Raw genomic sequence first — 17,344 nt, forward strand, 5'->3', positions numbered from 1 at the left:
AATAAAAATATCATATCCCGTAGCACAGAAATAAAATTTAGGGTTTCCAGCGACGTAAATTTGTCGTTTTTTCATAAGGCATGGGCGTCGGCCAGGAGATCAATTCCACAATGCTACCCCAGGGGGTTTGTCCGTAGCAGAAAGCATTACCTTCACCTTGCTCATCCGGAAACGCGAGCGGCTTTGGCTCGGTAAACATCTCCCCGCCGGCTGCGGTGAACGCAGCTATCGCCTTGTCAAAATCATCAACATAAACAGCAAAATGCTGAAGGCCAAAGTCGCTTGCGCGGGCAGGCATACCCTGTTCAGGGCCATGCATTTCGAAAAGTTCTATGCCGGGTCCGTGAGGCATGGCGAGCATGCGGATGGCGTGAATTTTAGTGCCGGGCAATAATTTTAAGGTGTGCTGTTGGGCGGTCTGGTCAATATTATCGCTTTCCGCATCGACAGAATGATATAAAACCTGTGCGCCGAAAGCGCGTTCAAAAAATAGGGTGGCTTTTTCAATGTCGGGCACCGTAATACCGATATGGTCGATGCCCCTTACTGACGATTGCATATTAATCTCCTGCTATAAAAAATGTAAATATAGCAGGAGATAATCAGGCGATTACCACTTCATTTCGCCGGTATTCACTTTCGCACTCAGTTCCAGCGAGCTGACTTCCGCCAGGTTCGGCCACTGTTTTTTCATCGTGTTGATAACGTCGGTTGACGCTTTATGCGACGTGAGGGCCAGTTCAAACTGCTGAAGATAGCGACGGGTAAAGTCGATAGCGCCGGTCCCCGCTGGCGGTGTCCCCAGGTAGTGGCCAGGAATAACGCGCTCGGGCTTAAGGGCTGCCATGCTATCCAGCGTCTGCTGCCACTGTTTGCGGCTTTTCGGCGTTTGGGTATCCGCCGTCCAGACGTGAATGCCCCACGAGACGCCCGTGCCGCCGAGGATGGTTTTTGCGGAGGGGATCCAGACATACGCCGCATAGCTCTCAGGCTCTTCAATATTCACTCTCTCACCGTCAATCATAAAGGTGGTTGAGGCAAGCACTTGCGGCACGTAGAGCTGTGTCGGCGCGCCGTCTTTCATCTGCGGCCCCCAGAAGGCGAGCTTCGCGTCTTTTGTGGCCCTGATATGGTCCACCACCTGTTGCGTGGCGACAACTTTGGCGTTGGGGAAGGCTTTCACCAGCGGTTGCAGGCCGAAATAGAAATCCGGATCGCCGGAGGTGATCACAATTTTGTTCAGCGTTTTACCGCTGTGGCGGATTTTTTCTACCAGCGCTTCGCCATCTTTCACGCTGAACTGCGCGTCAAACAGCACCGCCTCTTTCGGGCCAGACACCAGGGTGGAAGAAACGGCAAAAATGCCTTTTTCCTGCGGGTTGTACGTATCAATGGTTAACGGCGCGGCAAAGACGGCCGGAGTGAAAAGGGTGGTCAGCAAAGCAAGGCGGGCGATTGTCATGGTTATGTCTCTGTTCTTCAGGAAAGTCTCTATTGTACGGATCTCTGCATTTGCCAGAATTCCTGAAACAGGAGATGCTTAGTTTCATAAATCGAGCAAATGGAGGTCAGAATGGATCGCGTTATTGCCGCCCAGGTGTACAACCGCATCTGTGAGCTGGGGAGTTTAAGCGCGGCGGCGCGGGCGCTGGGGATCTCCCGCCCGATGGTGAGCCGTTATCTGGAGCAGATGGAGAAGTGGGCCGGTGCGCGGCTGGTAAACCGTTCCACCCGCAAGCTGACGCTGACGGCGGCGGGGGAGAAGGTGCTGCAAAAGACACGCACGCTCTCGCAAATTTCTCAGGAAATCGAAGATCAGTCCGTGAAGGAATCCCCCTCAGGCACCCTGCGTGTCGCCTGCGCGCATTTTACCGCGATGCAGATTATCGCTCCGGTGCTGCCGGATCTGTTGCAGAGTTACCCGCAGCTGCGCATTGAGCTGGATGTGAATAACCATCCGGTGAGCCTGGTTGGGGAGCGAATTGACGTGGCGATCCGTATCACCGATAACCCCGAGCCGGGCATGATCGCCCGCCGACTGGGAGAGTGTCGGTCCGTGCTTTGCGCTTCGCCGCTCTACCTCGCCAGCCGGGGTGTTCCAGAGCAGCTGGAGGATTTAGCCCGGCACAACTGCCTGCATTACAGCTTTTTTGCCGGTCAGTCGTGGCGTTTTTTATCGCCCGAAGGGGAGCCGGTTACGACGGCGGTCAGCGGCAATCTCAGCGCCAGCATTTCGTCTCTGCTGATGGAGGCGGCGATAAACCACTGTGGTATTGCCATGCTGCCCGAGCGCGAGGCCGACGCGGCACTAAGGCAGGGTAGCCTGGTGCCGGTGCTCAGCGCCTTTACACCAAAACCGATTGGTATTTTTGGCATTTATCAGTCGCGTGACTACCAACCTGCGGCGCAGCGTGTGTTCCTCGACGCGCTGGCAAACCACCTTGCCACGCGCTCGGACTAATCTGTCTTCCACGCAAAATGGATTATGCGTCCTATACTTATCCCTTTGTAAGCCAAAAGGAGAGCAAGAATGACGATTCATAAGCACGGTTCAGCACACTGGTCTGGCGACATCAAACGCGGGAAAGGGACGGTTTCAACAGAGAGTGGCGTCCTTAACCAGCAACCTTACGGCTTTAACACCCGCTTCGAGGGCGAAAAAGGGACCAACCCGGAAGAGCTGATTGGTGCAGCGCATGCGGCCTGTTTCTCTATGGCCCTGTCGCTGATGCTGGGTGAAGCGGGTTACACCGCTGATTCCATCGATACCACGGCGGATGTCTCGCTGGATAAAACCGACAGCGGTTTTGCCATCAGTAAAGTGGCGCTGCAAAGCAAGGTGACGGTCCCGGGTATTGATCCACAGCAGTTCGACGGCATTATTCAGAAAGCGAAGGCGGGTTGCCCGGTTTCGCAGCTGTTGAAAGCGGAAATTACGCTGGATTACAAACTGAACTGATATCAGGCCGGGCAAATGCCCGGCTAACCTTTTACCGCCGCAGGGAAGACCTCGGCAAGCCACGCAATAAACACTCTCAGGCGATGCGTTAAATGCCGACTCTGTGGATAGACCACGTGAAAAGGATACGCCTTAGGACGCCAGTCGCTCAGGATCTCTACCAGCGCACCCGTTTTCAGATGCGCTCTCGCAGCATAGCCAAACGTCTGAATAATCCCTAAACCCGCCAGCGCTGCGGCCAGGTGTGCGTTGCTTTCATTGACTCCAAGATGGTGCGGAACGCTGATCTCCAGCGGTTCACCTCGCTCGAGGAACCGAAACGGGAATGCGCGTCCGGTAACGGGGGAAAGGTAGCTTATCAGCTTATGGCCGTTGCGCAGCTCCTGCGGGTAGGCAGGGATGCCGTGAGTCTTAAGATAGCCCGGCGTCGCGCAGGCGATCATCCGGGCGTCACCGATATGCCGGGCGATAAGCGAAGAGTCATCCAGCGGGCCGCCGCGAATCACGCAGTCTACGTTTCCACTGATTAAATCTACCGGACGATCGGCTACCCCCAGGCTGATGCGCAGGTCCGGGTAGCGCTGAAAAAAATCCGGCAGCAGGGGTATCAACACGTCCCGGGCGGTTGAGCCTCCCACGTCGATACGCAAATGGCCTTTTGGCGTGCAGCACGATGCGCGAAAGGCGGTATCAATGTCCTCTATATCAATTAATACCCGCAGCACTTTCTCGTAGTATTCCATGCCTTCTGCCGTCGTGACCACCCGGCGCGTAGTGCGATGCAGCAGCCGTGTTTCCAGGTGCGCTTCAAGTGATTTTACCAGCTTGCTCAGCGTGGCTATCGGCATGTTCAGGGAGTCTGCCGCTCGGGTAAAGCTTCCGGATTCAACCACCCGCGTAAAGGCGCGCATTGCCATTAGCTGATCCACACAGATCTCCTCTGATTATTTCCTGCTGTGAAAATTCATTTTCATTTTTGCCCGTTTATCGCTAATCCCGCAAGGACTAAAGTCTGCCTGACGCGGGCAAACGCTCCTCTTTTACATCACAACAGAAGGTTATGAGTATGAATACAACGCTTGCAGGAAAAATCGCTCTGGTGACCGGCGGCAGCACCGGTATTGGTCTCGCAACGGCACAGGAGCTGGCGGCGCAGGGAGCGAAGGTCTATATCACCGGACGTCGTCAGGCCGAACTGGATTCCGCGCGGGCAGACATTGGCGCCGCGGCGGTAGCTATCCGCGCTGACGTCTCCAGAATGGCCGATCTGGATGCGGTTTACGCGCAGATTGCTAAAGAAGAAGGACGACTCGATATTCTGTTCGCCAACGCCGGAGGCGGCGACATGCTGCCGCTGGGCGCCATCACCGAAGAGCAGTTTGACCGGATTTTTGCCACCAACGTGCGCGGCGTGCTGTTCACCGTCCAGAAAGCGCTGCCGCTGCTCTCCTCTAGTTCATCCATTATCCTCACCGGATCGACGGTTTCGATTAAGGGGACGGCGAATTTCAGCGTCTACAGCGCCAGTAAAGCCGCCGTGCGTAACTTTGCCCGCTCCTGGGCGCTGGACTTACAGGGCCGCGGGATACGCGTCAACGTCGTCAGCCCTGGCCCCGTGAAAACGCCCGGTCTTGGCGATCTGGTTCCCGAAGAACAGCGTCAGGGATTATACGACGCGCTGGCGGCCCAGGTGCCGCTGGGTCGCCTGGGCGCGCCGGGTGAAGTCGGGAAAGCCGTGGCGTTTCTGGCATCCGATGCCGCCAGCTTTATAAACGCCACGGAGCTGTTTGTCGATGGCGGGATGGCGCAAATCTAGCGGTTACGCCAGCAGCGTACGCTTCGGCCTCCCTCTGCGGGCTGAAGCGGCTGCGGCCGTTCGCACCCCTCTGTTGCCAGCGGGCAGCGGTCGCGAAAATAGCACCCATCGGGCAGGTGGCGATTACCGGGGAGATCGGTTTTGCGTAATGCCAGCTCTTCGTCCAGCGGTTCTCCGGTACGGGGAACGGAGTCAAGCAGCAGCTGCGTATACGGATGCCGCGGCTGTCCCAGCACCTGGTCCGCCGGACCCAGCTCCACAATCTGCCCCAGATACATCACCGCCACCCGGTCACTCATGTGCCGGACCACCGAGACGTTGTGCGAGATCAGCACGTAGGTCAGATTGCGCTGCTGTTGCAGGGCAACCAGCAAATTGAGGATCTGCGCCTGGACGGAAATATCCAGCGCGCTGGTGGGTTCATCCAGCACGATGATGTCCGGATCCGAAGAGAGCGCCCGGGCGATAGCGATGCGCTGACGCTGTCCGCCGGAAAACGCATGCGGCAGACGGTCAAGATATTCCGCTCGAATGCCCACCTGCTGCGCCAGCGTCCCAGCCAGCTGGCGACGCTCCCGTTCGCTGCGGCGTTGCTGGATCCACACCGGCTCGGTGATGATGCGCCAGACGGGTAAACGCGGATCGAGGGACGAGAGCGGGTCCTGAAATACCATCTGCATACCGCCTGCCGCATTCGCGCGCTGACACGCACCGGTACTCGGTTTGAGCATGCCCATCAACAGCTGCGCCAGCGTGCTTTTCCCACAGCCTGATTCCCCCACCACGCCCAGCGTTTCGCCGCGATGGATCCGGAGATCCATGCCGTTCAGAGCGTGCACCTGCTCCGTCACGCGCCCCAGCCAGTTTTTGCGTGCAGGAAAATTCACATGCACGCTGTCCAGTTCCAGCAGTACCTCAGACATGGCGTTTCTCCTGTTGTGGGTACCAGCAGGCAGCCTGCTGGCCTTCTGCGCCCGTGGAAATTAAGCGCGGCGTTTCGCTGCATTTCGCACCGGCAGCAAAACAGCGTTCGCGAAAGGCACATCCGCGCGGGAGGTGGCTGAGGTTAGGCACCGTGCCGGGAATAGCCGGGAGGATCTCGCGCGGTTCACCATTTTCCGGGGCACACCGCAGCAGGCCGATCGAATAGGGGTGTACAGGATGGTGAATCAAGGTCTGCGTGCTGCCGCTTTCGATCACGCTGCCTGCGTACATGACGTACATCCGGTCACAAAGCTGCGAGACGACCGCCATATCGTGACTGATAAACAGCACCGACGTCCCGCTGGCGCGCGCTTTATGTTTCAACAGCCGTAGCACCTGGCGCTGAACGGTCACATCCAGCGCGGTGGTGGGTTCATCGGCGATGATCAGCTCCGGCTCGCAGGAGAAGGCAAGGGCGATCATCACCCGCTGGCGCATACCGCCGGAAAGCTCAAACGGATAGCGATCCATCACCTGCGCCGCGTCCGGGATTTGCATCTCGCCCAGCAGGGCGATCGCCTTCTGCTGCGCGTCGCGGCGGGAAAGCGACTGATGCTGGCGGATCACCTCCACCATCTGCCTGCCAATCCGGCGCGTGGGGTTGAGCGCCGTCATTGGCTCCTGAAAAATCATCGCCACCCTGGCGCCGCGCCACTGGCGAAGCTGTTTTTCCGATGCGTTCAGCACATCTTCCCCGAGCAGCGTCACCCGGCCATGGTGAACATGGTAACTGCCTTCCGGCAGCAGGCGCATCGCCAGCATCGCGGTGACCGATTTTCCCGAACCCGATTCGCCCACTACGCCGACAATTTCACCCCGGCCAATCTCCAGCGAAACGTGGTTGAGCGCATGTACATCGCCGCGAAAAATGGGGAAGCTCAGGTGCAAATCTTCAATCGATAATACGGAATCACTCATGACTGCTTCCCTCCTGATTTGGGATCCAGCAGGTCGCGAAGACCATCGCCAAACAGATTAAACCCGACCGCCGTGATCAAAATGGCCGCCCCCGGGAACGCGCAATACCACCACTGGTCAAGCACGTAGTTACGCCCGACGGCTACCATCGCGCCCCATTCGGCGGTGGGCTGCTGCGCGCCTAACCCAATAAAGCCCAGCGTGGCGGCCATCAGAATGGCGCTGCCGATATCCAGCGACGCCTGCACGATCAGCGGCGGCAGGGCGTTACGCAGGATATGCCAGCTGATCAGGTGCCAGCGCGATGCGCCAAAGGTGCGGGCGGCCTGCACGTAGGTGAACTGGCGCACCACCAGCGTCTGGCCACGTGCCAGCCGCACGTAAAACGGAATACGCACGATCGCAATCGCCAGCATCGCGTTAAACAGGCTTGGGCCAAGCGCGGCGGCCAGCGCCATGGTCAGCACCAGCGAGGGGATGGAGAGCATAATGTCCATGATGCGCATGATGATGGCGTCGCCGCGTCCGCCGAGTACGCCGGACAAACAGCCAAGCAGCGAACCGATGCCGCCCGCAATCACCACCACCGCCAGCCCCGCCGTGATGGACTGCTGGCTGCCCACCAGCACGCGGCTGAACAGATCCCGTCCAACCTCATCGGTACCAAACCAGTGCTGGGCCGAAGGCGCCTGCAAGCGGGCGGTCAGATCCAGCGCGTTCGGATCGTGCGGGACGATCCACGGCGAGACCACCATCATCAGCAGCATCACGATCATAATGACTCCGCCGATCAGCGTGAGCGGGCTTTTGCGCAACATCCAGAACAGCTTTGCCCAGTTGATGCGCTGTTTAGCGGTGCTGACGGGGACGGGCGTTTCCTGAGTTAACATCATTCGGCACCTCCGCGCCCGATTCGTGGGTCAATCCACAGATACAGCAGATCGACCACCAGATTAACGAAGACATAGGCCAGCGACACCACGACCGCAAAGCCCATGACGGCAGGGAAGTCCAGCGCCTGAATGGAGGTCACCACCCAGGCGCCCATCCCCGGCCAGGCAAACACGGTTTCGGTGAGGACTGCCCCGTACAGCAGATCGCCCAGCGCCAGCCCGAGCACGGTAATGGAGGGGATCATGGCGTTGGGTAAGGCATAGCGCAGCACGATGTACCAGCCCGGCAACCCGCTTGCGCGGGCGGTACGAATGTAATCCTCGCTCAGCTGCTCCAGCATCGCGGAACGTACCTGACGCGCTACGATCCCCAGATGGACAAAAGCCAGCGTCAGGGAGGGTAAAATCAGGTGCTGTAGGGCGTTAAAAAACACCTCGCCGTTGCCTTCCAGCAGGGCGTCCAGCAGATAAAACCCGGTAACGTGGGCGGGGGGATCGAGCCAGTCGTCCAGCCTGCCGCCGCCGGGCAGAATTTGCAGCTGCCCGTAGAACAGAACGATGACCCCCAGTCCCAGCCAGAAGGCAGGCGTCGAAATGCCCGTCATCGCCATCAGCCGCACCAGGTGATCCAGCCAGCGGTTACGGTACACCGCCGATAAAATGCCCAGCGGTACGCCAATCACCAGCGCCAGCAGCAAAGAGCAGAAGGCCAGCTCCAGCGTGGCGGGGAAAAAGGCTTTCAAATCTTCCGCAACGGGGCGACCGGTGCGAATGGACGTGCCCAAATCGCCGTGCGCCAGCGCCTCAACATAGCGGCCAAACTGAATGTAGAGCGGTTGATCCAGCCCCAGCTGCTGGCGGATGCCTTGCACGATGTCATCGCTGGCGCGGTCACCGGCCAGCAGGCGGGCCGGATCGCCGGGGATCAGGTGTGAAATAATAAAAGTAATAATACAGACACCGGCCACCACCAGGATTAACCCCCAGCAGCGCTGGCGCACAATGCTCCAGAACGTCATACACTTCCCCCCGGCGTGGGCCGTTACTTACTCATGGTGGCGATGTTAAAGACCTGCTCAAGCATCGGATTAAAGGTGAAGCCTTTGACCTCTTTGTTCATCGCCAGCTGGTAGTTCTTCTGGAACAGATAAATGTAAGCCGCTTCGTCAATCACCACTTTCTGCGCCTGCTGGTAATCTTTGGTGCGTTCCGCCTGATCGGTAGTTTTCAGTGCCGCCTGCAACAAGGCATCGACCTCTTTGTTCTCATAGAATGAGCGGTTGCCCGGCAGCCCTTTTTTGTCCGATTCGAACCAGTAGTTCATGAACATATACGGGTCAGCGAAGTCCGGACTCCAGTTACCAATCGCAATGTCATAATCACCTTTGCCGACGCGGTCGCGCATGGTGGCGTTCGCCAGTTTCTCCAGCTTGACGTTGATTCCGAGCTTGCTCAGACTCGCCTGCGTGGAGAGGGCGATAGGCTCCCAGTTCGGGTCGTTATCGGAGTAGAGGAACGTCAGGCTGGCGGGTTTATCGTTGACCTTCTCCAGCGCTGCTTTGGCTTTCGCCTCGTCAAAGCTGTACTGCATGGCGTTCGCATCAAAGCCCCACATGCCTTCCGGGATCGGGCCGCGCATCTGCTTGCCGTTCCCGCTTAGAATGCCTTTCACCATTCCCTGATAATCGGTGGCCCAGGAGACCGCGCGGCGCAAATCCACCTGATTCATCGGAGGCTTACTGTTGTTCAGATAGAGGTAGGTCACCCGCAGGGACGGGTATTCCGCCACGGCCACTTTGCCTTCCTGCTTCAGGGCGGCGAGCTGATCCACCGGCAGGGCGTCGGCGATATCCAGATCGCCACGGGAAAGTTGCAGGCGACGCGAGGCGCTTTCACCGATAATCTTCACCGAGACGCGCTTAAAGTGCGGTTTTTCGCCCGGCCAGTGTGGGTTGGGCACCATCACCAGCTGTTGACCTTTCCGCCAGCTTTTCAGCATAAACGGGCCGGAACCCGCGGTGTTTTGCGCCAGGAAACCGCGCGCATCGTCGGCGGCATTGGCTTTCAGCACCGCCGGGTTGACGATCGACGCGCCGTCATTGGCCAGCGTGTAGAGGAACGGGGCAAACGGCTGGCTGAGGGTGAATTTCACCGTATGCGCATCCACCGCGTCCACTTTCAAATCTTTCGGAAACGCTTCAGACGGCCCCTGGTTGATTTTCAGCAGACGTTCAAACGACAGCTTGACCGCTTCGGCGGTCACCGGCGTGCCGTCGGAAAATTTTGCATTATCCGCGAGGGTGAACATCCACTCCTTCTGGTCGTCTGACGCCTTCCAGCCCGTCGACAAATCGCCTTCCACCTCCGTGGTGCCAGGCTTGTATTTCACCAGACGCTGGTACGAAGGGTAGGTCACCGTCCAGTCGTTGTTATCAATAGTGACCGCCGGATCCAGCGTTTGCGGATCGGCAGCTTTGCCAATCACCAGCATATCTTTTGGCACCGCCGCCAGCGCGAGTGGGGCGCTCAGGGCGAGCGTAGCGGCAATCAGGGTAGTAAGCAGCGTTGTTTTCATGGCCGGGCTCCAGAATTACAGTGAGTGTGTGGTCGGATAACAGGCGAACTGGTCATCTAACAGCGGATAGCTGGCGGCGTTCGGCAGTTCGAAATGCCACCACTCACTGCTGATGCCCACAAAACCGCCGCCGGACATCACGGCGTTCAGGAGCAGACGATTACGCTGCGCCTCAGGCGGAACGGAAGGGTGCCAGGCATGAGACCGGTCGTGCATTTCGTCAAACCCGGCGCCCATATCCAGCACGTTGTCGTGTTCATCCATCAGCGTGACGTCAATGGCGGTGCCCCGGCTGTGGTTAGAGCCAATGGCGACATCCACCACGTATTCCGGATTGGGGCAGGCATCCCAGAGTTGCGCCTGCGCCTGCTGGGGGCGGTAGGCGTCGTAAACCACCAGTTTCAGACCCGCCAGCGCGGCGATGCTGATCGATTTCGCCAGCGCGGTGGCGGCATCCGTATGCAGCAGGCACGCGGCGTGCTGGTAGATCGGGCGGCCGGTAATGTTATCGGCGGTCGCGTATTTCAGATCGATATGCAGCGTGGGAAAGGTTTTCGCCACATCAATCAATTGACTCTCTTCAGGCATAGCTCCGCTCCTTTAGCGTTCAAATTGACCAAACTCTTGTTGTAGTTGTCGGTTGATTGCCAGACGCTCCGGCAGCGCATCCCCCAGCGCCTCCACAACGCCCGACAGCAGCAGGTTGAACAGACAGCTCACCGGCGCCAGCGAATCCCAGAAATGGCCGGTATCGGTCTTCACCTGGAGTAAATCAATCGGGTAATCCCGCGCCCACGGGCACCAGATATCGGTGATCAGCGCCATCGACAGGCCTTTTTCACTCGCCACGCGGCAGTACTGACGGGCAATGGCGGAGTAGGCGCGGGTATCCGTCAGCACGATATACGGGTTTGCAAAGCCGGAGTTAAGCGACTCCACCCAGCTGCCGGAGAGCCCCTCGGAATAACTCACCCGCGGGCGCAGATATTCCAGATGGCTGAAGAATGCATTGGCGATCCCGCGCGTGGACTGGATCCCCAGCACGAAGACGGCGTCGGCATGGGTAAGGTGCTGGACCACCTGCCTGAAGGTTTCGCTTTGCGCCAGCTGGTATACATGGGCAATGGCGTCCACCTCCAGCGACAGGGAGTGCTGAAGGCGATCTGACAGCGGCTGTTGCTGTTTCCAGGAGTCAAGACGCTCGTTAATGCCCCAGGGCTGGTGGGGATCGCGCAGGCTTTTTTTGGCATCGTCCAGGTTGCGATAGCCCAGCTTGCGCAGAAAGCGTCCGACGGTGATCCCGCTGGTGGACGTGGCCAGCGCCACGCTCTCTGCCGTTTCAAAGGGGATCTGCCCGACGTGCGCCAGCATCCAGCTTGCCACCCGCTTTTCGCTCGGGGTGAGCTGGCTGAAGGTTGCTTCGATACGGCTCAACACCTCAGGTTTGGTCGTCATACCGCCTCGCTGTTAACTGGCTGTCAAAGGCCGGGTTTCTGTTACCGGATTAACAATGCAGGACGCGTGCCATGTTCACATTGCGGCGAAAACGCGCTGTGCAGCAAAGTTAATGCAATATTTGTTTAACAGATGCTCAACATTTGTGCAGCGTAGTTCACTTTTGGTGCAGTGTCCGGCTTGAGGGGTATCTATTTGGTGAATACGTCAGTCTCTTCACAATTTTTGGTAAGATGCATGCTCTGGGAATAAGAGAGGGAGCCTCACATGGCGAATTTGCCCTGGCGGGTCAGCGTGCGCCTGATGGCTCTCGCAAAAAAAATAGCGATGGTCATCGGGATCATTGTGCTCGTTCTGCTGGCGGTGCGGGTTTATCTTTCGCAGCAGGGGCCAGCCCTGCATCACTGGCACACCTGGCGGGCGGACGAAATGTCCGTGCAGGAGATAGATAACGCGAGCTTCGCGGCTTACGTCGCGCGGGAAAACGCCATCTTCACCGCTCTTGACGCGGAGGTGACGGCGAAAGTCACCCCCGCAGAGCGTACGCCGCTGAACCGCTATTACCGTCAAAGCCTGGTCTGGCCAGGACACTTTTCCCCGGATGCGAACCGGTCGTTTGTGCTGATGCCTGCCGGAAAGCCGCGCGGAGCGGTTGTGTTGCTGCACGGTCTGACGGATTCCCCCTACAGCGTCAGGCATCTGGCCCTGAATTATCAAAAGCACGGCTTTGTGGCCGTTGTGCCGCGGTTACCCGGACACGGCACGGCACCGGGTGCGCTGACAAACGTTGAGTGGGAGGCGTGGCTGGCGGCAACGCGCCTTGCGGTTCGTGAAGCGACGCGCCTGACGGGGAACGATCTCCCCCTGCATCTGGTGGGCTACTCCAACGGCGGGGCGCTGGCGATGAAATACGCCCTCGATGCCCTTGATGCGCCTGAACTGCGTAAACCTCAGCAGATTGTTTTGCTGTCACCGATGATTGGCGTCACGGCATTTGCGCGCTTTGCCGGTTTCGCCGGTCTACCGGCCCTGTTACCGGCGTTTGCGAAAGCTGCATGGCTCAACATTTCCCCGGAATACAATCCCTATAAATACAATTCTTTCCCGGTGAATGCGGCACGTCAGTCGTGGCTGCTTACCCGGGCGCTGCATGAGCAGATAAATCGCGATGTTCATGACCACAAACTGACGCAGCTCCCGCCGGTACTGGCCTTTCAGTCGGTGATGGATTCAACGGTCAGTACCCGCGCCGTGGTGACCGGGCTGTTTGACCAGCTTCCGGCAAACGGCAGCGAACTGGTGGTATTTGATATCAACCAGGCCGGGAGTTTCCGCCCCTTGTTTAAGTCCGCATCCTGGACGGCGGTGGCTGACCTGCTGCCCGAGGCAAAAAGACGTTACAGTGTCACGATTGTCACCAATGCCAGCCCCGACAGGTTTAATATGGTGGCAAAAACAACGCCAGCGGGCAGCACCCAGGAATCGGTGGCGCCGCTGTCGGTCTCGTATCCGCAGGAGGTATATTCCCTGTCACATGTTGCCATTCCGTTCCCGCCTGATGACGATCTGTACGGCCGCCATCCTGAGGTGAAAAACCGCTATGGAATTAGCCTCGGGACGATTGCCCTGTGGGGAGAAACATCGGTGCTGAGCGTCGGCAAAGATGCGCTGATGCGCATGACGTCGAATCCGTTCTATGACTATATGCAGACGCGGATCGACAGCCGTATCAGGGAGCATTAAGCCCGGCGTGGAATAGATTAGGTCACACCGGGGAACTGTGTTAAACAGTACCGTTCAGGCGTATACCCCATATCGGACCCGTTTTTGTGCTGACAACTCTTATTTATCGAAGCCAGTTGAGCTTAACCTGTACCTCCGCAGCGTTAAGCGCGCTGGTTGAACAGGCCAGGATCCGAAACACGGAGCAGGGCATTTCCGGCATTCTTCTCTCACGCGGTCATGACGTTCTGCAAATTCTTGAAGGCACGGAACAGAGCGTGGTCGCGCTTTTTAACACCATCCGTGCGGATGACCGGCATACCGGCGTGGTGGAGCTGATGCGCGATTACGGTCCGCGCAGACGTTTTGATAACGTGGGAATGCTGCTGTTTGACCTGGACGTTGAGACCCCGAAAGCGGTTCTGGCGTCGGTTCTGCATTACAGCAAGCTGGAAAGCTATCTGACTTCTGAGGATCGGGTCTTCAAATTCATTCAGACCTTTATTACCGGCAAAGCCGCGGTTCCACCCGCATCGGATTATGAGCCTGATAAATGGACGCTTTCGCCTGAGCGCGCCCCGTTTGGCGAAGGGTTAGGCCTGCTGGCGGGTCAGCCCTGTCAGTTTGCGCTGCAACCGATTATCGAGCCGTCCGAAGGCAAAATTAGCTCCCTTGAAGCGCTCATACGCGGAAACGACGGCGGCAGCCCGGAGCATTTCTTCCGTAGTCTCGATCGCGAACAGATTTACCAGGTCGACCTGGAAACCAAAGCCTGGACCTTTGCGCTGGCACAAAAGCTGGGCATTGGCAGCCACAAACTGGCGGTGAACCTGCTGCCAATGTCGCTGGTCAACGTGCCGGGTGCGGTAGAGTTCCTGGTCACGCAGATCAAAAAGCACGGACTCCAGCCAGAGCAGGTGATCATTGAAGTCACTGAGAACGAGATGATCTCTGGTTTCAATCAGTTTAACAGCGCCATTAAACAGCTGCGTGCGGAAGGGGTTGGGCTGGCGATAGATGATTTTGGTTCCGGCTATGCCGGGCTGTCGCTGCTTACCCGGTTCCAGCCGGATAAGCTCAAAATCGACAGGGAGATCGTCAGCGATATCCACCTGAGCGGACCGAAGCAGGCGATTGTGAAGTCGATAATCAGCTGCTGCACCGATCTGGAAATTACGCTGGTCGCAGAAGGCATAGAGAAGACAGAAGAGTGGTGCTGGCTTGAATCCGCCGGTATTCGCCGCTTCCAGGGCTTTTTGTTCGCCCGCCCGCTGCTCAACGGTGTGGGTGATATCCACTGGCCCCATCGGCTGCGTTAAGCAAATTTTCCCTCGCCATATTTCCCCGACACAATGCCTGTGCTTAAATGGCTAAACCGGTTTAACACGATTTAGCTAAGAAGGTGATATGGAGACGATCTGGGTACTTGGCGATGCAGTGGTGGATCTTCTGCCCGACGGAGAGGGCAAACTGCTGCGATGTCCGGGCGGCGCACCGGCCAACGTTGCAGTGGGGATTGCGCGTCTGGGCGGCAAAAGTGCATTTATCGGTCGGGTGGGCGACGATCCCTTCGGCCGCTTTATGCAAAAAACGCTTGAGAATGAGAAAGTGAATACAGAACGGTTGCGACTGGATCCGCAGCATCGCACCTCTACGGTGGTGGTGGATCTTGATGATGACGGCGAACGGACCTTTACTTTTATGGTGCGCCCGAGCGCTGATCTGTTCCTCGATATTGCCGACCTCCCGCCATTTCGCGCGGGGGAGTGGCTGCACGTCTGCTCTATCGCGCTCAGCGCCGAACCCAGCCGTTCCGCGACGTTTCATGCGATGTCCGCGATCAGACAGGCGGGGGGATTCGTCAGCTTTGACCCGAATATTCGCGCCGATCTCTGGCACGATGAAGTGGAGTTGCGCCACTGTCTCGAGCGGGCATTAGCCTGTGCCGACGTGGTGAAAATCTCGGTGGAAGAGCTGGGGTTCTTAACCGGGAATGCGCAGGTCCATGAGGGGCTGGCGGCGCTGATGCGCACCTGTCCGGCCAGGCTGGTGCTGGTGACGCAGGGAAAAGAGGGCGTAACCGCCTGGCAGGAAGGTACGTTGACGCACTATCCTGCATCGCCCGTGGAATGCGTTGATACCACCGGCGCGGGGGATGCTTTCGTCGCCGGACTGCTGTTCGGTCTTGCACATGATGGCGAAGCCCGTCTCTCAGAGGTCATCACGCTGGCGCAGCGCTGCGGGGCGCTGGCCACAACCGCAAAAGGGGCAATGACCGCGCTGCCTTACCATCACGAACTGTAATTCATCCTTCAGGCCGTCGTCCGACGGCCTGAATTGTCGCCTCGATCACACTTACTAAAACGGTTTAGCAAAAAACGTTGCCGATCCAAAATTCGGCGGTTTAGTATCAACAACCTAAACCGGTTTAGCAATTTAGCACTTTCACTGTAATTTTTAGGGATGCGACAAAATGTATAAAAAACGCAGACTTGCCGTGATGATAGGCATGCTGGCCGGCAGTACCTCTGTTTTTGCCCAGACGGATATGACACGTATTGAAGCGCGCCTGGCGGCGCTGGAGCAACGTTTGCAGGAGGCGGAAACCCGCGCGCAGGTGGCTGAAAAGCGCGCCACGGCAGCGGAACAGAAAACGCAGCAGCTGGTGGCCGCGCAACAGAAAGCGCAAACCACCACGCAGGCGGTGGCGCAGCGTACCACGGCGCTGGAGGAGAAAGCCGATCGGACAGGCGGCTTTGAGTTTCACGGTTACGCCCGTTCCGGCCTGTTGATGAATGACGCGGCCTCCAGCAGCAAAAGCGGCCCTTATCTGACGCCCGCCGGGGAAACGGGCGGGGCCATCGGGCGTCTGGGGAACGAAGCGGATACCTACGTTGAGCTGAATGTTGAGCATAAACAGACGCTGGAGAGCGGTGCGACGACGCGCTTTAAGGCGATGCTTGCCGATGGCCAGAAAACCTATAACGACTGGTCGGCAGACAGCAGTGACCTGAACATTCGTCAGGCCTTTGCCGAACTGGGTAATCTGCCGGACTTTACCGGTGCGCTGAAGGGCAGCACCTTCTGGGCAGGTAAGCGTTTTGACCGCGACAACTTCGACATCCACTGGCTGGATTCCGACGTGGTATTTCTCGCCGGGACCGGCGGTGGCGTCTACGACGTGAAGTGGAACGATACGCTGCACAGTAATTTCTCCCTTTATGGCCGTAACTTCGGCAGCGAAGAGGAGATCGACAACAACGTTCAGAACTACATCCTCAGCATGAACCACTTTGCCGGGCCGGTGCAGATGATGGTCAGCGGCTTGCGGGCAAAAGATAATGACGATCGTAAGGACAGCAATGGCGATCCGATTAAAACCGACGCGGCGAACAACGGGGTACATGCCCTGGTGGGTCTGCATAACGAGAGCTTCTACGGCCTGCGGGAAGGTTCCGCCAAAACGGCGCTGCTTTACGGCCACGGTCTGGGTGCCGAGGTGAAAAGCATCGGTTCAGACGGCGCGCTGCTTTCAGAAGCCGATACCTGGCGCTTTGCAAGTTACGGTGTCACGCCGCTGGGCGGTGGCTGGCACATTGCGCCCGCCGTACTGGCGCAAAGCAGTAAGGATCGCTACGTGAAGGGCGACAGCTATGAGTGGGTCACGCTCAATACGCGTCTCATCAAAGAGGTGACCCAGAATTTCGCGCTGGCGTTCGAGGGCAGCTATCAGTACATGGATTTACACCCGGAAGGCTACAAGGATCGCAATGCGGTTAACGGCAGCCTCTACAAGCTGACCTTCGCCCCGACGTTAAAGGCGGGCAAGATTGGCGATTTCTTCAGCCGTCCGGAGCTGCGTCTGTTCGCCACCTGGATGGACTGGAGCAGCAAGCTGGATAACTACGCCAGCGATGACGCCTTTGGCAGCAGTGGCTTCAACGCGGGCGGGGAATGGAACTTTGGGGTGCAGATGGAAACCTGGTTTTAACCCTTCACGCTCCCGCACCGCGGGGGCGTTT

Annotated in this window: 17 protein-coding genes; 7 read left to right on the plus strand and 10 right to left on the minus strand. The window is 58.1% G+C overall.

Features of this window, described 5'->3' with window-relative positions; genetic code table 11:
- Positions 1-37: 37 nt before the first annotated feature.
- Positions 38-559, minus strand: coding sequence for a VOC family protein (locus tag BH712_RS02245; protein WP_006810701.1), 522 nt, complete (start codon positions 557-559; stop codon positions 38-40).
- Between the two features lie 51 nt (positions 560-610).
- On the minus strand, positions 611-1,462 hold the full coding sequence (locus BH712_RS02250; protein WP_006810700.1) for a Vmh family MBL fold metallo-hydrolase: 852 nt from the start codon (positions 1,460-1,462) through the stop codon (positions 611-613).
- Between the two features lie 111 nt (positions 1,463-1,573).
- On the opposite strand from BH712_RS02250, the gene BH712_RS02255 reads away from it, so the two are divergent.
- On the plus strand, positions 1,574-2,461 hold the full coding sequence (locus tag BH712_RS02255) for a LysR family transcriptional regulator (protein ID WP_228059353.1): 888 nt from the start codon (positions 1,574-1,576) through the stop codon (positions 2,459-2,461).
- 69 nt (positions 2,462-2,530) lie between these two features.
- The gene (locus BH712_RS02260) at positions 2,531-2,959 is read left to right on the plus strand and encodes an OsmC family protein (RefSeq protein ID WP_003857069.1); all 429 of its coding nucleotides are present in this window, start codon (positions 2,531-2,533) and stop codon (positions 2,957-2,959) included.
- 23 nt (positions 2,960-2,982) lie between these two features.
- On the opposite strand, the gene BH712_RS02265 is transcribed toward BH712_RS02260, so the two are convergent.
- Positions 2,983-3,888 (minus strand): LysR family transcriptional regulator, encoded by a 906-nt coding sequence (locus tag BH712_RS02265; protein ID WP_006810698.1) that lies wholly within the window; start codon positions 3,886-3,888, stop codon positions 2,983-2,985.
- A gap of 137 nt (positions 3,889-4,025) precedes the next feature.
- Here BH712_RS02265 and BH712_RS02270 point away from each other — a divergent pair, with 137 nt between their 5' ends.
- Positions 4,026-4,775, plus strand: a complete 750-nt coding sequence (locus tag BH712_RS02270) for an SDR family oxidoreductase (protein WP_032673842.1) — start codon at positions 4,026-4,028, stop codon at positions 4,773-4,775.
- On the opposite strand, the gene BH712_RS02275 is transcribed toward BH712_RS02270, so the two are convergent.
- From BH712_RS02275 to BH712_RS02305, 7 genes are read right to left on the minus strand one after another with little or no spacing between them, the layout of a single operon-like run.
- Positions 4,772-5,698, minus strand: a complete 927-nt coding sequence (locus tag BH712_RS02275) for an oligopeptide/dipeptide ABC transporter ATP-binding protein (protein WP_006810696.1) — start codon at positions 5,696-5,698, stop codon at positions 4,772-4,774. The genes BH712_RS02270 and BH712_RS02275 overlap by 4 nt on opposite strands.
- Positions 5,691-6,677, minus strand: coding sequence for an ABC transporter ATP-binding protein (locus BH712_RS02280; RefSeq protein ID WP_006810695.1), 987 nt, complete (start codon positions 6,675-6,677; stop codon positions 5,691-5,693). The genes BH712_RS02275 and BH712_RS02280 overlap by 8 nt, the downstream gene beginning before the upstream one ends.
- Positions 6,674-7,570, minus strand: coding sequence for a D,D-dipeptide ABC transporter permease (gene ddpC, locus BH712_RS02285; RefSeq protein ID WP_006810694.1), 897 nt, complete (start codon positions 7,568-7,570; stop codon positions 6,674-6,676). The genes BH712_RS02280 and ddpC overlap by 4 nt, the downstream gene beginning before the upstream one ends.
- Entirely contained in the window at positions 7,567-8,589 is a 1,023-nt protein-coding gene (locus tag BH712_RS02290; RefSeq protein WP_006810693.1) for an ABC transporter permease, read from the minus strand. The genes ddpC and BH712_RS02290 overlap by 4 nt, the downstream gene beginning before the upstream one ends.
- Positions 8,590-8,612: 23 nt before the next feature.
- Positions 8,613-10,145 carry an ABC transporter substrate-binding protein gene (locus BH712_RS02295; protein ID WP_006810692.1) on the minus strand — a complete coding sequence of 511 codons (1,533 nt, stop codon included), beginning with the start codon at positions 10,143-10,145 and terminating at the stop codon, positions 8,613-8,615.
- 15 nt (positions 10,146-10,160) lie between these two features.
- On the minus strand, positions 10,161-10,733 hold the full coding sequence (ddpX, locus tag BH712_RS02300) for a D-alanyl-D-alanine dipeptidase (protein WP_006810691.1): 573 nt from the start codon (positions 10,731-10,733) through the stop codon (positions 10,161-10,163).
- A gap of 12 nt (positions 10,734-10,745) precedes the next feature.
- Positions 10,746-11,600: a MurR/RpiR family transcriptional regulator gene (locus tag BH712_RS02305; protein WP_006810690.1), complete on the minus strand. Its 855-nt coding sequence runs from the start codon at positions 11,598-11,600 to the stop codon at positions 10,746-10,748.
- 267 nt (positions 11,601-11,867) lie between these two features.
- On the opposite strand from BH712_RS02305, the gene BH712_RS02310 reads away from it, so the two are divergent.
- The 4 genes from BH712_RS02310 (at position 11,868) to BH712_RS02325 (ending at position 17,313) form a co-directional block, all read left to right on the plus strand.
- Entirely contained in the window at positions 11,868-13,343 is a 1,476-nt protein-coding gene (locus tag BH712_RS02310) for an alpha/beta hydrolase (protein ID WP_006810689.1), read from the plus strand.
- Between the two features lie 86 nt (positions 13,344-13,429).
- On the plus strand, positions 13,430-14,641 hold the full coding sequence (locus tag BH712_RS02315) for a diguanylate phosphodiesterase (RefSeq protein WP_006810688.1): 1,212 nt from the start codon (positions 13,430-13,432) through the stop codon (positions 14,639-14,641).
- 88 nt (positions 14,642-14,729) lie between these two features.
- Entirely contained in the window at positions 14,730-15,626 is an 897-nt protein-coding gene (locus BH712_RS02320) for an aminoimidazole riboside kinase (RefSeq protein ID WP_006810687.1), read from the plus strand.
- A gap of 169 nt (positions 15,627-15,795) precedes the next feature.
- Positions 15,796-17,313: a carbohydrate porin gene (locus BH712_RS02325; protein WP_006810686.1), complete on the plus strand. Its 1,518-nt coding sequence runs from the start codon at positions 15,796-15,798 to the stop codon at positions 17,311-17,313.
- Positions 17,314-17,344 lie beyond the last annotated feature (31 nt).

Origin of the sequence: Enterobacter hormaechei ATCC 49162 (genome assembly GCF_001875655.1) — a bacterium.
Taxonomy (GTDB): Bacteria; Pseudomonadota; Gammaproteobacteria; order Enterobacterales; family Enterobacteriaceae; genus Enterobacter; species Enterobacter hormaechei.

What these genes read in the sequence shown, in the direction of transcription:
- BH712_RS02290 (WP_006810693.1), bottom strand. Translation starts at nt 8,589, where the DNA reads ATGACGTTCTGGAGCATTGTGCGCCAGCGCTGCTGGGGGTTAATCCTG.
- BH712_RS02255 (WP_228059353.1), top strand. Translation starts at nt 1,574, where the DNA reads ATGGATCGCGTTATTGCCGCCCAGGTGTACAACCGCATCTGTGAGCTG.
- BH712_RS02295 (WP_006810692.1), bottom strand. Translation starts at nt 10,145, where the DNA reads ATGAAAACAACGCTGCTTACTACCCTGATTGCCGCTACGCTCGCCCTG.
- BH712_RS02245 (WP_006810701.1), bottom strand. Translation starts at nt 559, where the DNA reads ATGCAATCGTCAGTAAGGGGCATCGACCATATCGGTATTACGGTGCCC.
- BH712_RS02320 (WP_006810687.1), top strand. Translation starts at nt 14,730, where the DNA reads ATGGAGACGATCTGGGTACTTGGCGATGCAGTGGTGGATCTTCTGCCC.
- BH712_RS02275 (WP_006810696.1), bottom strand. Translation starts at nt 5,698, where the DNA reads ATGTCTGAGGTACTGCTGGAACTGGACAGCGTGCATGTGAATTTTCCT.
- ddpX (WP_006810691.1), bottom strand. Translation starts at nt 10,733, where the DNA reads ATGCCTGAAGAGAGTCAATTGATTGATGTGGCGAAAACCTTTCCCACG.
- BH712_RS02310 (WP_006810689.1), top strand. Translation starts at nt 11,868, where the DNA reads ATGGCGAATTTGCCCTGGCGGGTCAGCGTGCGCCTGATGGCTCTCGCA.
- BH712_RS02270 (WP_032673842.1), top strand. Translation starts at nt 4,026, where the DNA reads ATGAATACAACGCTTGCAGGAAAAATCGCTCTGGTGACCGGCGGCAGC.
- BH712_RS02325 (WP_006810686.1), top strand. Translation starts at nt 15,796, where the DNA reads ATGTATAAAAAACGCAGACTTGCCGTGATGATAGGCATGCTGGCCGGC.
- BH712_RS02250 (WP_006810700.1), bottom strand. Translation starts at nt 1,462, where the DNA reads ATGACAATCGCCCGCCTTGCTTTGCTGACCACCCTTTTCACTCCGGCC.
- ddpC (WP_006810694.1), bottom strand. Translation starts at nt 7,570, where the DNA reads ATGATGTTAACTCAGGAAACGCCCGTCCCCGTCAGCACCGCTAAACAG.
- BH712_RS02305 (WP_006810690.1), bottom strand. Translation starts at nt 11,600, where the DNA reads ATGACGACCAAACCTGAGGTGTTGAGCCGTATCGAAGCAACCTTCAGC.
- BH712_RS02280 (WP_006810695.1), bottom strand. Translation starts at nt 6,677, where the DNA reads ATGAGTGATTCCGTATTATCGATTGAAGATTTGCACCTGAGCTTCCCC.
- BH712_RS02260 (WP_003857069.1), top strand. Translation starts at nt 2,531, where the DNA reads ATGACGATTCATAAGCACGGTTCAGCACACTGGTCTGGCGACATCAAA.